Genomic DNA, 14,038 nt, shown 5'->3' on the forward strand with positions numbered 1-14,038 from the left:
TTCAGATGTGGTAGATGTCGACGACGTGGTGCACGAAGTCGTTCTTCAGGACGACCTTCTTGCGGGTGATCAGCGGCTGCGGTCCCGAGAGGTCCAGCGTGCAGAACGACGTGCCGAAGTACGTGTCCGTCGTCTGGTAGCGGTAGTAGAGCGTGAACCAGTTGAACCGCACGTCCACCAGGTCGCCGTCCCGGCCGGTGATCTCCACGTTGGTGATGTTGTGGCCGGTGCGCGGCTCGGGCAGGCTGGTGGCGCTGGAGCGGTCGGTGCGGATGCGGAAGACGCGGTCCTCCAGGCCGGCCCGGTTGGGGTAGTAGATCAGCGAGATCTCACGCTGCGGGTCGCGGGTGAGCTCGTCGTCGTCCGCCCAGGCCGGCATCCAGAACTCGGCGTCCGGGTGGTAGCACTCCAGCCACTTCTCGAACTCGCGGTCGTCGAGATACCGGGCCTCGCGGTAGAGGAACCGACGGATGCCTTCGAGGGTGACGTCGTCGATCGCCGTGGTCACTTGGCCGCCTCCAGGTCCAGGGCCTTGCGCAGCGTGTCGAGCCAGTAGCCGTGCTGGACGGGGTAGAGCCCCTCGTCCTCGGTGCGCACACCGGTGGCGATCGGGTTGATGCCGATCCTCTTGGCGTCCTCGTCGGGACCGTCGATCTGGTGCACGGCGCCGCGGCTCAGGTCGTTCCAGGGGGCGGCCGTGGCCAGGTAGGTCTTCTGGCAGGAGCGGAACTCCTCCAGGTCGTCCGGGGTCGCCATGCCGGTGGCGTTGAAGAAGTCCTCGTACTGCCGGATCCGGCGGGCGCGGGCCTCGGCCGGCTCGCCCTTGGGGGCGATGCAGTAGATGGTGACCTCGGTCCTGTCGACGGAGACGGGCCGGAAGTGCCGGATCTGCGAGCTGAACTGGTCCATCAGGTACACGTTCGGGTACAGGCACAGGTTGCGCGAGACGCCGATCATCCAGTCGGCCTTGTCCTCGCCGACCTCGGCGGCCAGCTCGTCGCGCTTCTCGTACAGGGGCCGGTTGGCCGGATCCAGCCACTTGGTCCACAGCAGCAGGTGGCCGTGGTCGAAGGAGTAGAAGCCGCCCTTCTGCTTGGCCCAGCCGCCCGCGTCCATGGTCTTGGTGTCGTTGTTCGACTCGCCGGAGGTACGGCGGGCCTGGGTGGCGGCGTAGTTCCAGTGCGTGGCGGAGACGTGGTAGCCGTCGGCACCGTTCTCCGCCTGGAGCTTCCAGTTGCCGTCGTAGGAGTACGTCGAGGAACCGCGCAGGACCTCCAGGCCCTCCGGGGACTGGTCGACGATCATGTCGATGACGACCGCCGCGTCACCGAGGTGCTCGGCCAGCGGCTTGACGTCGGGGTTCAGGCTGCCGAAGAGGAAACCGCGGTAGCTCTCGAAGCGGGCGACCTTCCTCAGGTCGTGCGAGCCGTCCTTGTTGAACTGCTCCGGGTAGCCGGCCTCCCGCGGGTCCTTCACCTTCAGCAGCTTGCCGCTGTTGTTGAACGTCCAGCCGTGGAAGGGGCAGGTGAAGGTGGTGCGGTTGTCGGTCTTCCTGCGGCACAGCATCGCCCCGCGATGGCTGCACGCGTTGATCAGGCAGTGCAACTGGCCCTGCTTGTCACGGGAGATCACCACCGGCTGCCGGCCGATGTACGTCGTGAAGTAGTCCCCGACCTCCGGAATCTGGCTCTCGTGCGCGAGGTACACCCAATTGCCTTCGAAGATGTACTTCATCTCCAGCTCGAAGAGTTCCTCGTCGGTGAAGACGCTCCGCCGGACGCGGTAGACCCCGTTGTCCGGATCCTCCACGAGGGCGCCTTCGAGGATGGACCGTGCGCGGCTGAAGTCCTCCGCCATGTTGCCGTCCCTTTCGCCTCGACCGGGCCTGCCTGGTCGGCGGCCACGTTGCCACTGCTTTTCAGCACCATGTCAGCGCGGTGAAGAGTCGGCCCCAGACATTTCCCCAGGGTTGACCCAGGGGGCTATTGATATCGCGGGAGTATCAATAGCCTCGAAAGAGATATTTGTGGGTATGGGATTCCCTCCCTACGCTGAAGCGCATTCGAGGGCCCCGGAACCAGGAAAAGGGGCAGCCCGATGGAACTGAGACACCTGCGGTATTTCGCGGCCGTCGCCGAGACACGGCACTTCGGGAAGGCCGCGGAATCGCTGCACATGGCACAGCCCCCGCTCTCCCAGGCGATCCGCCGCCTGGAGACGGAACTGGGCGTGGAGCTGTTCACCCGCACCACCCGGCAGGTCGCCCTGACCCGCGCCGGCGAGGTCTTCCGCACCGACGTGGAGCGCATCCTCAAAGCCGTCGACGAAGCGGTGGCCAGGGTGGAGCGCTTCACCTCAGGCGTGGAAGGGGTGCTCAGGTTCGGCCTGACGGGCTCCGCTTCCTACCGGCAGCTGCCGGCCCTCGCCCGGCTGGTGCAACGAGAGATGCCGCACGTGATGATGGAGGTGCACACCGAGATGCTCACACCTGCCCAGGAGTTGGGCCTGATCGAGCGGCGCCTCGACATCGGGGTGCTGCGCCCGCCCATCCGCCGGGAGGGCATCGCCCACCGCCTCCTCGCCGACGAACCGCTGATCGTCGCCGTGCCCGAGGAGCACTGGCTCGCCGAGGCCGACAGCATCAGGGTCGAGCAGCTGCGGCACGAGGACTTCATCATGTACGGCGCCACGCTCGGCTCCGTGGTCAACGACGCCGTCGTCCGCAGTTGCCTCGCCGCCGGCTTCTACCCGCACCGTGCGTACGAGATCACCGAGACCTCGGCGGCCCTCGCCCTGGTCGCCGCCGGCCTCGGCATCGCCGTCCTGCCCGACTCCATACGCTCCGCGCCCCGCGAGGGAGTGGTGTGCAAGGAAGTCGAGGATGCGCTGACCGTGCCGCTCGTTCTGGCCTGGCGCGCGGACGACGATTCCCCGCTGGTGCGGAATCTGCTGGGCGTTCTGGAGCGCAACAACGTGTTTGTCGAAGGAATTGAAGGAGTGGCATGAAGATCATCAGGGTGGAGGCAATTCCCTTTGCCATTCCCTACGCGAAACCGCTGAAATTCGCGAGCGGCGAGGTGCGCACCGCCGACCACGTACTGGTCCGGGTGCATACGGACGAGGGCCTGACGGGCACCGCAGAGGCGCCGCCCCGCCCGTACACCTACGGCGAGACCCAGGAGTCGATCATCGCGGTGATCGACAAGATCTTCGCACCGCAGCTTCTGGGCCTGTCGCCGCTGGAGCGGGAGGCGGTCCACGAACGCCTGGACCGCACCGTCGCCAACCCCACCGCCAAGGCCGCCATCGACATGGCCCTGTGGGACATTCTCGGCCAGGTGGCGGGCATGCCGGTCTCCGGGCTGCTGGGCGGCTACACCGACCGCATGCGGGTGAGCCACATGGTCGGCTTCGCCCCTGCCCGCGAGATGGTCGCGGAGGCGGAACGGATCCGGGACACGTACGGCATCAGGACCTTCAAGGTGAAGGTCGGCCGACAGCCCTACACCGACGACGTCACCGCCTGCCGGGCGCTGCGCGAGGCCCTCGGTCCCGACGTCGAGCTGTACATCGACGGCAACCGCGGCTGGACGGCCGCCGAATCCGCCCGCGCACTGCGGGAGATGGCCGACCTCGGGCTGACCTTCGCCGAGGAACTCTGCCCCGCCGACGACGTGTTGGGACGCCGCTGGCTGGTCGCGCAGTGCCCGGTCCCCTTCATCGCCGACGAGAGCGCCGTCCGGGCCGCCGAGGTCACCCGCGAACTCCTCGGCGGCTCCGCGACCGCCATCAGCATCAAGACCGCCCGTACCGGCTTCACCGCCTCCCAGCGTGTGCTCCACGAGTGCGAGGGGCTGGGCGTCGAGGTGGTGATGGGAAATCAGATCGACGGCCAGCTCGGCACGTTGTGCTCCGTGACCTTCGGGGCGGCACACCGCTCCTCCTCGCGTCACGCCGGTGAGCTGTCGAACTTCCTCGGCATGACCGACGACCTCCTCACCGAGCCGCTGACCATCGAGAACGGCTGTCTCCGCATCCGCGAGGGCGCCGGGCTCGGCATCGACATCGATCCCGACAAGCTGGCGCGCTACCGCCAGGACCACTGACCCACGACGTCGAGAACTCATCCGCACCACTCACCCAAGGACGGGACGACCATGACGGACACCACCATCGAGCAGGCCACGGCGGCCGCCTCCGGAGCCGCCGCCACCGAGCAGTTCCGCAGCAAGCAGCGGGCAGGGACCACCGATGTCGACACCAAGCGCGTCGACACCCTGGTCTCCGATCTGCTCTCCGCCACCCACGAGATCATCCGCCGCCACAAGGTGACGTACGCCGAGTACGACGCGCTCAAGTCCTGGCTGATCCGGGTCGGCGAGGACGGCGAGTGGCCGCTCTTCCTCGACGTGTGGGTGGAACACGTCGTGGAGGAGGTCGCCAACGAGAACCGCGAGGGCAGCAAGGGCACCATCGAAGGCCCCTACTACGTCCCGGACTCCCCCCGCCTGCCGGCCGAGGCGACCCTGCCCATGCGGGACGGCGAACAGGGCACGGCGCTGCTCTTCCAGGGCCAGGTGCGCTCCGTGGACGGGACGGGGCTGGCGGGTGCCACGATCGAGATGTGGCACGCCGACAACGACGGCCTCTACTCCCAGTTCGCCCCGGGCCTGCCCGAGTGGAACCTGCGCGGCACGGTCGTCGCCGACGACCAGGGCGACTTCAAGATTCACACCGTCGAGCCCGCGCCGTACCAGATTCCGACGGACGGGTCCTGCGGCAGGCTGATCGCCGCTGCCGGGTGGCATGCCTGGCGCCCCGCCCACCTGCACCTGAAGGTGTCGGCACCGGGCCACCAGCTCATCACCACCCAGCTGTACTTCAAGGGCGGCGAGCACGTGGTCGACGACATCGCCTCCGCCGTCAAGCCCGAGCTGATCCTGGACCCCTCTCCCGTCGCCGAGGGAACCGGCCGGGAAGTCACCTACGACTTCGTCCTCGACAAGGCGTGATGCACCGTGCTCTTCGCCGTACGCATGGACGTCGACATCCCGCGCGACCTCGACCCCGGGGTCCGGGCCGACCTGGTGGCCCGGGAGAAGGCGTACTGCCGGGAACTGCAGACGTCCGGTGAGTGGGTGCACATCTGGCGGTGTGTCGGGCAGTACGCCAACATCAGCGTCTTCGACGTCGCCGACAACGAGGCGCTGCACCGGGTCCTCTGGGGGCTGCCGTTGTTTCCCTACATGAGGATCGACGTCACACCCCTCGCACAGCACCCGTCCGACCTGGCAGCCGATGAGGAAGTGGCGTGATGGACAAGGTGGTCGCCTCGGTCCTGGATGCGGTGGCCGATGTGCCGGACGGCGCGTCGCTCGCGGTGGGCGGGTTCGGGCTCAGTGGTGTGCCGAACGTGCTGATCCAGGCACTGTACGAGCGGGGTGTGGGCGGGCTGAGCGTGGTGTCCAACAACTGCGGGGCGATGGAGTCCGGTCTGGCGGTGCTGCTGGCCGCGGGCCGCATCGCCCGGGTGACCGGCTCCTACATCGGCGCGAACAAGGAGTTCGCCCGGCAGTACCTGGCCGGGGAGCTGGAGGTGGAGCTGATCCCGCAGGGCACGCTGGCCGAAAGGCTGCGCGCCGGCGGGGCCGGCGTTCCGGCCTTCTACACCCCGGCCGGAGTGGGCACCCAGGTCGCCGAGGGAGGACTGCCCTGGCGTTACGACGGCGACGGCGGCGTCAAGCTGGCCTCGCCGCCGAAGGAGGTCCGCGAGTTCGACGGCACGGAGTACGTGCTGGAGCGCGGGATACGCACCGACTTCGCGCTGGTACGGGCCGCGAAGGGCGACCGGCACGGCAACCTCGTCTTCGCCAAGTCCGCGCGGAACTTCAATCCGTTGGCGGCCATGGCCGGGCGGGTGACCCTCGCCGAGGTGGAAGAACTGGTGGAACCCGGCGAGATCGACCCGGACGCGGTGCACCTGCCGGGGATCTTCGTGCAACGGGTGGTGGCCCTCACCCCCGGGCAGGCCGCCGACAAGAAGATCGAGCGGCGTACGACTTCCGCGCCTCCGGCGCGAGGAACGGTGAACAGCTGATGGCATGGACACGTGAGGAGATGGCCGCCCGCGCCGCGCGCGAGCTGCGCGACGGCCAGTACGTCAATCTCGGCATCGGCCTGCCGACGCTGATCCCGAACCATCTCCCCCTGGGTGTGGAGGTGACCTTGGAGTCCGAGAACGGCATCCTGGGCACCGGCCCCTACCCGCCCGATGACCAGGTCGACCCCGATCTGATCAACGCCGGCAAGGAGACCGTCACCGTCCTGCCGGGCGCCTCCTTCTTCGACTCGGCGCTGTCGTTCTCGATGATCCGGGGCGGCCACATCGACGTCGCCGTGCTCGGCGCGATGCAGGTCTCCGAGAAGGGGGACCTGGCCAACTGGGCGGTCCCCGGAAAGCTGATCACCGGCATCGGCGGCGCGATGGACCTCGTGCACGGGGCCCGACAGGTGATCGTGGTGATGACCCACACCGCCAAGGACGGCTCGGCGAAGATCCTCGACGAATGCGCGCTGCCGCTGACCGGAAAGGCGTGTGTGGACCGGATCATCACCGACCTGGGCGTCCTGGACGTCACGGCCGACGGCCTGGTGCTGGTCGAGACAGCACCTGGGGTCTCCGTCGAGGAGATCACCGCCCGGACCGCCGCCAAGATCCGCGTTCCCGAGGGGATCCCGTCATGAAACATGTCTACATCGTCGACGCGGTGCGTACTCCGTTCGGCAAGTACAACGGCTCCCTCGCCGCGGTCCGCCCGGACGACCTCGCCGCGCATGTCATCAGCGAACTCATGCTCCGAACACCCGAGTTGGACCCGGTGCGTATCGAGGACGTCTACTTCGGCAACGCCAACGGAGCCGGCGAGGAGAACCGCGACGTCGCCCGCATGGCCGCCCTCCTCGCCGGCCTGCCCACCACCGTGCCGGGAGTGACGGTCAACCGGCTGTGCGCCTCCGGGCTGGAGGCCGTGATCCAGGCCGCCCGCGCCGTCGCCGTCGGCGACGCCTCCATCGTCGTCGCGGGCGGCGTGGAGTCCATGACCCGGGCACCGTACGTGCTCCCCAAGAGCGACAGGCCCTTCCCGGCCGGTCACACCGAGCTGTATTCCACCACCCTCGGCTGGCGCATGGTCAACCCGAGGATGGACCCGCAGTGGACCGTCCCCCTCGGTGAGAGCGCGGAGCTGATCGCCGAGAAGCACAAGATCAGCCGAGAGCAGCAGGACGAGTTCGCTCTCCACAGCCACCACAAGGCGGCCGAGGCACAGCAGCTGGGCCTGTTCGACGTCGAGCTGGCCCCCGTGCCGGTCCCGCAACGCAAGGGCGACCCCGTCGTCGTCACCGCCGACGAGTGTGTCCGCGCGGACGCCTCCCGGGAGGCGATGGCACGGCTCAAGCCGTCGTTCCGCAAGGCGAACCCAGCCGGGCCGGAGGCTGGGGGAGGCACGGTGACGGCGGGCAACGCCTCGCCGCTGAACGACGGCGCCGCCGCACTGCTGCTGACGGACGAGGCGGGCCTGGCGGCCCTCGGCCGTGAGCCGCTCGCCCGTATCTCGGCCGGCGGTGTTTCCGCGACCGACCCGCACTACTTCGGTCTCGCCCCCGTCGAAGCCGTCCACCGGGCTCTGACCAAGGCGGGCAAGGGATTCGGCGATCTGTCGGTGCTGGAACTCAACGAGGCGTTCGCCGCCCAGGTACTCGGCTGCCTCGCCGAGTGGCCCGAGTTCGACCCCGCCGTCCTCAACCCCCAGGGCGGGGCGATCGCCCTCGGCCACCCCCTGGGCGCCTCCGGCGCCCGCCTCGCCGGCACCGTCGCCCACCAGCTCGCCCGCCGGGGCAGCGGAGTCGGCGTCGCCACGCTCTGCGTCGGCGTCGGTCAGGGCCTCGCCCTCACCCTCGAACGCTGACCGCCGCCCCCAGGAGACACCGTGTCCACGACCCGCCTGCTCCACCACCACGTGGTCGGTGCGGCCGACGCACCACCCCTCGTCCTCGGCCCGTCCCTGGGCACGTCCAAGGCCGTCTGGGACCCCCAACTGCCCGCCCTCGCCCGCCGTTTCCGAGTGCTGCGTTTCGACCTCCCCGGACACGGCGGCTCCACCACCGGCCTGCTGCGCGACCCCGCACCGGGCCGTACGACGGTCGAGGATCTCGCGTCCCTGGTGCTCGACCTCGCGGACCACCACGGCTGGGACCGCTTCCACTACGCGGGCATCTCCCTGGGCGGAGCCATCGGGGCCCACCTCGCGGACTTCCACCCCGAGCGCGTCACATCGCTGGCCCTGGTCTGCACCTCGGCGCACTTCGGGCCGGCCGGGCCCTGGCACGAGCGGGCGGACCTCGTGCGGCGCGAGGGCACCGCCCCCCTGCTGACGACCAGCCCGAACCGCTGGTTCGCCACCGCGTCCTCCGCGAGCAGCCCCTTCGGCCGCAGACTGCTCGGCAACCTCGCCGAGGCCGACCCGGCGGGCTACGCGGCCTGCTGTGACGCCCTCGCCGCATACGACCTGCGCCGTGAACTGGCGAGCTTCACCGCTCCCACCCTCGTGGTCGGCGGTACCCACGACGTGGCGACCCCGCTGGAACACGCCGAGGAGCTGGCGGAGGGCATCCCGCAGGCCGCCCTGAAGGTCCTCGACTGTGCGCACCTGGCCACCGAGCAGCCCGAGGCGTTGCAGGCCGCACTGACCGCTCACCTCCCCGCGCCGCTTGCCGGGGACGGAATGCGGGTGCCGCCGACTGATCAGGTTGTGTGACCCGGAGTCAGGGAGCCGAGGCCGCAGTGGCCGAAGGCGAGGGCGACGATCAGGTGCGGGGCCCGCTCGTCCGCCGAGACGTCTCGACGGCGGGCGGGCTCACGCCGTGGATGTCCCGACACCCGCACGGCCCCTTCACGCGTGCTGGTCTGCGGGTAGCGCTCGACGATGGGGGGATGGATGTCACCGAGGTCCTGCTGCCCGGCGTAGGCATGCGATACGAGTTCACCAACCACCGAGGTGACCGGGTTGGCGTGGTCGCCCGGCGCACCGGTGACTTCGAGCTGGTCCTCTACGGCCCCGAGGACCCGGACGAGGGCCGGCCGGTTCTCCAGCTCAACGACGAGGAGGCCGACACCGTCGCGGAGATCCTGGGCGCCCCGAGGATCGCGGAGCGGTTCGCGGACCTGACCAAGGAGGTGCCGGGCCTGTCGTCCGGTCAGGTCGAGGTGCGGGCAGGCAGCGCCTACGACGGAAAGCCGCTGGGCGCCACGCGGGCACGGACGCTGACCGGGGCCTCGATCGTCGCCGTGGTGCGGGGCGAGGAGGTGATCGCCTCGCCCACTCCGCAGGAGGTCCTGCTGAGCGGGGACGTCCTGGTGGTGATCGGCACCCACGAGGGCATCGCAGGCGTGGAACAGATCATCCAGGGCTGAGCACCGTGCGTACGCCGGTCGCGCTGCTGCTGGAGCTGGGCGTGATCCTCGCCGCCCTGAGCGTGCTCGGGACGCTCGCCCGCCGCTTCACTCTCTCGCCCATCCCGCTCTATCTCCTCGCAGGGCTCGCGGTGGGCGAGGGAGGCATCGCCCCCGTCCCCGCGGCCGGTGCGTTCGTGGAGACCGGCGCAGCCATCGGCGTGATCCTGCTGCTTCTGGTGCTCGGACTGGAGTTCTCGCTGCCCGAGTTCGCGGTCGGCATGCGCAGGCATGTGCCGTCTGCGGTGGTCGATCTGGCGTTGAACGCCGCTCCGGGCGCAGTGGCCGGCTGGCTGCTGGGCATGGACGGCATCGGCATCCTGGCGCTGGCCGGGGCCACGTACATCTCCTCCTCCGGCATCGTCGCCCGCCTGCTGTCCGATCTCCATCGCCTGGGCAACCGTGAGACGCCCGCGGTCTTGTCCGTACTGGTCCTGGAGGACTGCGCCATGGCCCTCTACCTGCCCGTGCTGGCCGTCATGGCGTCCGGAGGCGTGTGGTGGCAGGCGATCCTGGGCGTGCTCGCCGCCGCCGGTGCGGTGCTGGCCGTCTTCACCGTCTCGTACCGGTGGGGGCATCATCTCGGCAGGCTCGTCGCTCACCCCGATGCCGAGCAGCTGCTGCTCAGGGTCCTCGGCCTCACCCTGATCGTGGCCGCGCTGGCCGAGCTCGTCCACGCCTCCGCCGCCGTGGGCGCGTTCCTCGTCGGTCTGACCCTGACCGGGGAGACCGCGACCCGTACGCGGGCCGTGCTCAGCCCCCTGCGGGACCTGTTCGCCGCCGTGTTCTTCCTTGCCATCGGACTGTCCGTGGACCCCGCCGATCTGCTGCCCGTCCTTCCTGCCGCGCTCGCGCTGGCCGTCGTCACCCTCGCCACCAAACTCCTCACCGGCCGGTACGCCGCCGCCCGGGACCGCGTGGGCCGGCGCGGCCAGTGGCGGGCAGGAACGGCGCTGATCGCCCGCGGCGAGTTCTCGCTCGTGATCGTCGGACTGGCCGGCACCCTGCACGACACACTCGGGCCCTTGGTGACCTCGTACGTGTTCATCCTCGCCATCGCGGGCCCGCTCCTCACCCGCCTGTCTCCCTCCTGGCTGCGGTCGGGCGCCAACGCCCGAGACGGCGGGGCGCCGGCGTCGTGAGGTGCAGGCGGCGTCGCTCTCGAAGCGCCGCTGCCCCATCGCTGCCGCGGGTCGCCCTGGCCTGCGCCGAACTTCCCGTCCACGATCCAGTGGCCCCGCTCGGGGACGATGCCTACGGCATGCCAGGAAGGCGAATCGTGACGAGGAGACCGCCGGTGGGGCGGGGGACGAGGTCGAGGGTCCCGTCGTGGGCGCGGACGATGCCGTCCACGATGGCAAGGCCGAGGCCGACGCCGGCGTGCTCGTCGGTGCGTACGCGTTCCGTCCCGCGCTGGAAGGGTTCGGTGAGGGTCGGCACCATCTCCGGTGGGAGCGGATGACCCGTGTTCTCGACCCGCACCACGCTCGCGTCGCCCTGCGCTTCGGTGTGGACCGTCACGGTGCCGCCGGTGGGGAGGTTGTGGACGATGGCGTTCTGGACGAGGTTCGTCACCATCCGCAGCAGGAGCTCCGCGGAGCCACTGGTCCGTGTCGCTCCGCCGGTGACGTCGAGCGTGATCCCGCGCTGTTCGGCGAGGGGGAGCAGGGTTTCGGCGGCCTCTTCGGCGACGAGGGAGAGGTCGACGCTCTCGCGGGTGAAGTTCCCGCGGTCGCTGCGGCTGAGCAGCAGGAGGGCCTCGGTGAGGTCGATCGCGCGCGTATTGACAGCCTGGAGGCGTGCGAGGAGTTCGTCTCGGTCACGCGTGGGGTCCCTGCGGCCGACGTCGAGCAGCGTCTGCGAGATGGCCAGCGGGGTGCGCAGTTCGTGGGAGGCGTTCGCGGCGAACCTCTGCTGCTCGGCGACGTGCGACTCGAGTCGTTCGAGCATGGTGTCGAACGCGTCGGCGAGTTCACGGAATTCGTCCTGACGGCCTTCCATGCGGATCCGGTGGGACAGCGATCCGTTCCCGGCCATCCGTGCCGCGGCGGTGATCTGTGTGAGCGGTGCGAGCATCCGGCCGGCGAGGATCCATCCCCCGACGAGGCCGAACACGAGCAGGAAGGCCATCGCCACGGCCGCGGCGGGGGTGAAGGTGCGCACCAGGAGGTAGCGGTTGGGCGAGATGCCGAGAAGACCCTGGGAGTTGTCGGGTACGTAACGCAGCAGGAACCCCCACACCACGGCCAGCAGGAGAGCGCCGGCGACGGCGAGGAACCCCGCGTAGCTGAAGGTGAGCTTCAGTCGGGCGCTGAGCCCTGGGCGTCTATGCATGCGTACTGCCGGGGCCGGTGGTGTCGGGGCCGGTGTCGATGCGGTAGCCGACACCCGGCACCGTGGCGATGATCCAGGGTTCGCCGAGCCGTTTGCGCAATGCGGAGACGGTGATGCGGACGGCATTGGTGAAGGGGTCGGCGTTCCCGTCCCAGGCCCGTTCCAGCAGCTCTTCTGCACTGACGACCCCGCCCTCGGCGGCGACGAGGACTTCGAGCACGGCGAACTGTTTGCGGGTGAGCGCGACGTAGCGTCCGTCGCGGAAGACCTCCCGGCGGAAGGGGTCGAGGCGCAGGCCCGCGATCTCGCGGACGGGGGGCCGGGCGTACGCGCGCCTGCGGTCGAGCGCCCGCAGCCGCAGGACGAGCTCCCGCAGCTCGAACGGCTTGGTGAGGTAGTCGTCGGCACCGAGCTCGAACCCGGACGCCTTGTCGTCGATCCGGTCGGCGGCGGTGAGCATGAGGATCGGGATGCCGCTGCCGGATGCGACGATGCGCCGGGCCACCTCGTCGCCGGAGGGGCCGGGGATGTCGCGGTCGAGGACCGCGAGGTCGTAGGAGTTGACGCCGAGCAGTTCCAGGGCGGAGTCGCCGTCGCCGGCGATATCGGCGGCGATCGCTTCCAGCCGGAGACCGTCACGGACGGCTTCCGCCAGGTAGGGCTCGTCCTCCACGATCAGTACGCGCATGCGTGAAGCCTAAGCAACACAACATATCGCCGACGTATGCAGGACGTGTGCACACCGGACACGCGACTCAGCTTGCCGGTGCCGGCGCGGGGCGAGGCCGGTCCGACGGCGCCTCCGCCATAGTGTGCCACCAGCGGCGCGACGCCAGCGCGGCCAGCACGGCACCGGCGGTGTTGACCAGTACGTCGTCCACGGAGGACACCCGGTCCAGTCGCAGGACGTACTGTGCGGTTTCGACCAGGACCGAGCAGCCCGCCCCGAGCGCCAGGACCCGCGGCACGGACGCCAGCGCAGCGAACCGCATCGGGGCGAAGAACCCCAGCGACGCGAAGACCAGCAGGTTGCCGACGATCCCGAGCGGCCCCATCGTGATCAGGTCCCGCAGCGGCACCAGGCTGAACCGGCCGGGCACGATGCCGGCCCCTGCGCCCGGCATCATGGTCAGCCACAGGAACGGCACCGTCCCGTGGACCATGCCGACCTCGGCCAGCGACATCCACCACGCCGATGCGACGCCGGCGGCACGCCGACGGCGCGCCAGAGCCCACACCACCAGCGCGGCCAATGGCAGCGCGACCAACGTCATGAGCACCACACCGTTGAACGTGCCGAAGCAGCCGTGCCACCGCCCGGCCATGCACATCGGAGCGGCCATCATGAGCGGCCCCCGCACGACGAACACGGCGCTCGCCACGCCGACGATCGCCAGGCCGAGGAGCACGATCCTGCGCGTGCGGCGGGGCGGGGCTGACAGGGGTGCGCTGTGGTTCATGCCCCCATTGGAGACGGAGGGCCGTTGCGGTGGCGTATGCGATTTTCGATACGCCCGCGATACACGGAACCCCCGGCATCAAGGAACTGGCGCACGCCGGCAGTGTGACGGTCCCGCCGCTGATGATCGCGCCGGCCCAGCTACGGGCATGTGCTGGACGACTGACCACGAATGCGGTCGTTCGCCGTGCAATGGGGGGCGACCTGACCGGGCGTCACGGCGATCAGGGTCGCCGCCACCCGAAGACGGCATGGCGGAGCGGAACCGGAGAGCGCGCAGCGCGTGCGACGAGTTTCCGGCATCCGCCGGAGCCCGTCCGAGCAGCGAATCTGGGACCGACGCGGCCGCACTGGTGAGCGAGCACACCTGGCCCGCACCGGCAATCGCCCTGACAAGTGAAGTACGGCACGGCAGCTGGAAACTGGCGAAGGACCCGGCATCCTGATTCGACGAGGACCTCGTACAAAAGGGAGAGCAGGTTACTTGCTCCGCTGATACCGCGGGCCTTCACCGGGCGGCCACGTGTTGAGGACCGGCAGGTCGTCAACGGGATGGTTTACAAGATCCGGACAGAGATCTCCCGGCGAGACCTGCCAGCCCGTTACGGGCCGTGGAAGACGGTGTACACCCGCTTCCGGCGCTACGCCCTGGACGGCGTGTTCACCCGAGCCCTGCAGCAGGTCCAGGCCCGAGCGGACGCGGCCGGTGACATCGACTGGTTGGTGCAGATCGA

Annotated in this window: 16 protein-coding genes; 11 read left to right on the forward strand and 5 right to left on the reverse strand. The window is 69.7% G+C overall.

The window, feature by feature from the left end:
• Nucleotide 1: 1 nt before the first annotated feature.
• Both benB and benA read right to left on the reverse strand, forming a co-directional pair.
• Nucleotides 2-508, reverse strand: coding sequence for a benzoate 1,2-dioxygenase small subunit (benB, locus tag ACF08N_RS35370; protein ID WP_392328843.1), 507 nt, complete (start codon nt 506-508; stop codon nt 2-4).
• Nucleotides 505-1,857: a benzoate 1,2-dioxygenase large subunit gene (gene benA / locus ACF08N_RS35375; protein ID WP_392328844.1), complete on the reverse strand. Its 1,353-nt coding sequence runs from the start codon at nt 1,855-1,857 to the stop codon at nt 505-507. Before benA ends, benB begins: the two co-directional genes overlap by 4 nt.
• A 240-nt stretch (nt 1,858-2,097) precedes the next feature.
• Here benA and ACF08N_RS35380 point away from each other — a divergent pair, with 240 nt between their 5' ends.
• From ACF08N_RS35380 to ACF08N_RS35425, 10 genes are all read left to right on the forward strand, one after another.
• Nucleotides 2,098-3,006, forward strand: coding sequence for a LysR substrate-binding domain-containing protein (locus ACF08N_RS35380; protein ID WP_392328845.1), 909 nt, complete (start codon nt 2,098-2,100; stop codon nt 3,004-3,006).
• Nucleotides 3,003-4,106 (forward strand): mandelate racemase/muconate lactonizing enzyme family protein, encoded by a 1,104-nt coding sequence (locus ACF08N_RS35385; RefSeq protein ID WP_392328846.1) that lies wholly within the window; start codon nt 3,003-3,005, stop codon nt 4,104-4,106. Before ACF08N_RS35380 ends, ACF08N_RS35385 begins: the two co-directional genes overlap by 4 nt.
• A gap of 51 nt (nt 4,107-4,157) precedes the next feature.
• A complete protein-coding gene (gene catA, locus ACF08N_RS35390) occupies nt 4,158-5,012 on the forward strand; it encodes a catechol 1,2-dioxygenase (RefSeq protein WP_392328847.1) in 855 nt (284 codons plus the stop codon).
• A 6-nt stretch (nt 5,013-5,018) separates the two neighbouring features.
• Entirely contained in the window at nt 5,019-5,315 is a 297-nt protein-coding gene (catC, locus tag ACF08N_RS35395; protein WP_392328848.1) for a muconolactone Delta-isomerase, read from the forward strand.
• Nucleotides 5,315-6,097 (forward strand): CoA transferase subunit A, encoded by a 783-nt coding sequence (locus tag ACF08N_RS35400; RefSeq protein WP_392328858.1) that lies wholly within the window; start codon nt 5,315-5,317, stop codon nt 6,095-6,097. Before catC ends, ACF08N_RS35400 begins: the two co-directional genes overlap by 1 nt.
• The gene (locus ACF08N_RS35405) at nt 6,097-6,744 is read left to right on the forward strand and encodes a CoA transferase subunit B (protein WP_392328849.1); all 648 of its coding nucleotides are present in this window, start codon (nt 6,097-6,099) and stop codon (nt 6,742-6,744) included. The genes ACF08N_RS35400 and ACF08N_RS35405 overlap by 1 nt, the downstream gene beginning before the upstream one ends.
• A complete protein-coding gene (locus tag ACF08N_RS35410; RefSeq protein WP_392328850.1) occupies nt 6,741-7,967 on the forward strand; it encodes a thiolase family protein in 1,227 nt (408 codons plus the stop codon). Before ACF08N_RS35405 ends, ACF08N_RS35410 begins: the two co-directional genes overlap by 4 nt.
• A 21-nt stretch (nt 7,968-7,988) precedes the next feature.
• The gene (locus ACF08N_RS35415; RefSeq protein WP_392328851.1) at nt 7,989-8,816 is read left to right on the forward strand and encodes an alpha/beta fold hydrolase; all 828 of its coding nucleotides are present in this window, start codon (nt 7,989-7,991) and stop codon (nt 8,814-8,816) included.
• A 176-nt stretch (nt 8,817-8,992) separates the two neighbouring features.
• On the forward strand, nt 8,993-9,472 hold the full coding sequence (locus tag ACF08N_RS35420; protein WP_392328852.1) for a cation:proton antiporter regulatory subunit: 480 nt from the start codon (nt 8,993-8,995) through the stop codon (nt 9,470-9,472).
• A gap of 5 nt (nt 9,473-9,477) precedes the next feature.
• A complete protein-coding gene (locus tag ACF08N_RS35425; protein ID WP_392328853.1) occupies nt 9,478-10,653 on the forward strand; it encodes a cation:proton antiporter in 1,176 nt (391 codons plus the stop codon).
• Between the two features lie 112 nt (nt 10,654-10,765).
• Here ACF08N_RS35425 and ACF08N_RS35430 read toward each other — a convergent pair whose 3' ends face one another.
• The 3 genes from ACF08N_RS35430 to ACF08N_RS35440 form a co-directional block, all read right to left on the reverse strand.
• Nucleotides 10,766-11,845 (reverse strand): sensor histidine kinase, encoded by a 1,080-nt coding sequence (locus ACF08N_RS35430; RefSeq protein WP_392328854.1) that lies wholly within the window; start codon nt 11,843-11,845, stop codon nt 10,766-10,768.
• Nucleotides 11,838-12,533 carry a response regulator transcription factor gene (locus ACF08N_RS35435; protein ID WP_392328855.1) on the reverse strand — a complete coding sequence of 232 codons (696 nt, stop codon included), beginning with the start codon at nt 12,531-12,533 and terminating at the stop codon, nt 11,838-11,840. Before ACF08N_RS35435 ends, ACF08N_RS35430 begins: the two co-directional genes overlap by 8 nt.
• 67 nt (nt 12,534-12,600) lie before the next feature.
• Entirely contained in the window at nt 12,601-13,305 is a 705-nt protein-coding gene (locus ACF08N_RS35440; protein ID WP_392328856.1) for a VanZ family protein, read from the reverse strand.
• A 395-nt stretch (nt 13,306-13,700) separates the two neighbouring features.
• On the opposite strand from ACF08N_RS35440, the gene ACF08N_RS35445 reads away from it, so the two are divergent.
• On the forward strand, nt 13,701-14,038 hold a 338-nt coding region (locus tag ACF08N_RS35445; protein ID WP_392328857.1), incomplete at its 3' end, for a transposase.

Origin of the sequence: Streptomyces sp. NPDC015127, assembly GCF_043080095.1 — a bacterium.
In the GTDB taxonomy this organism is placed as follows: domain Bacteria; phylum Actinomycetota; class Actinomycetes; order Streptomycetales; family Streptomycetaceae; genus Streptomyces.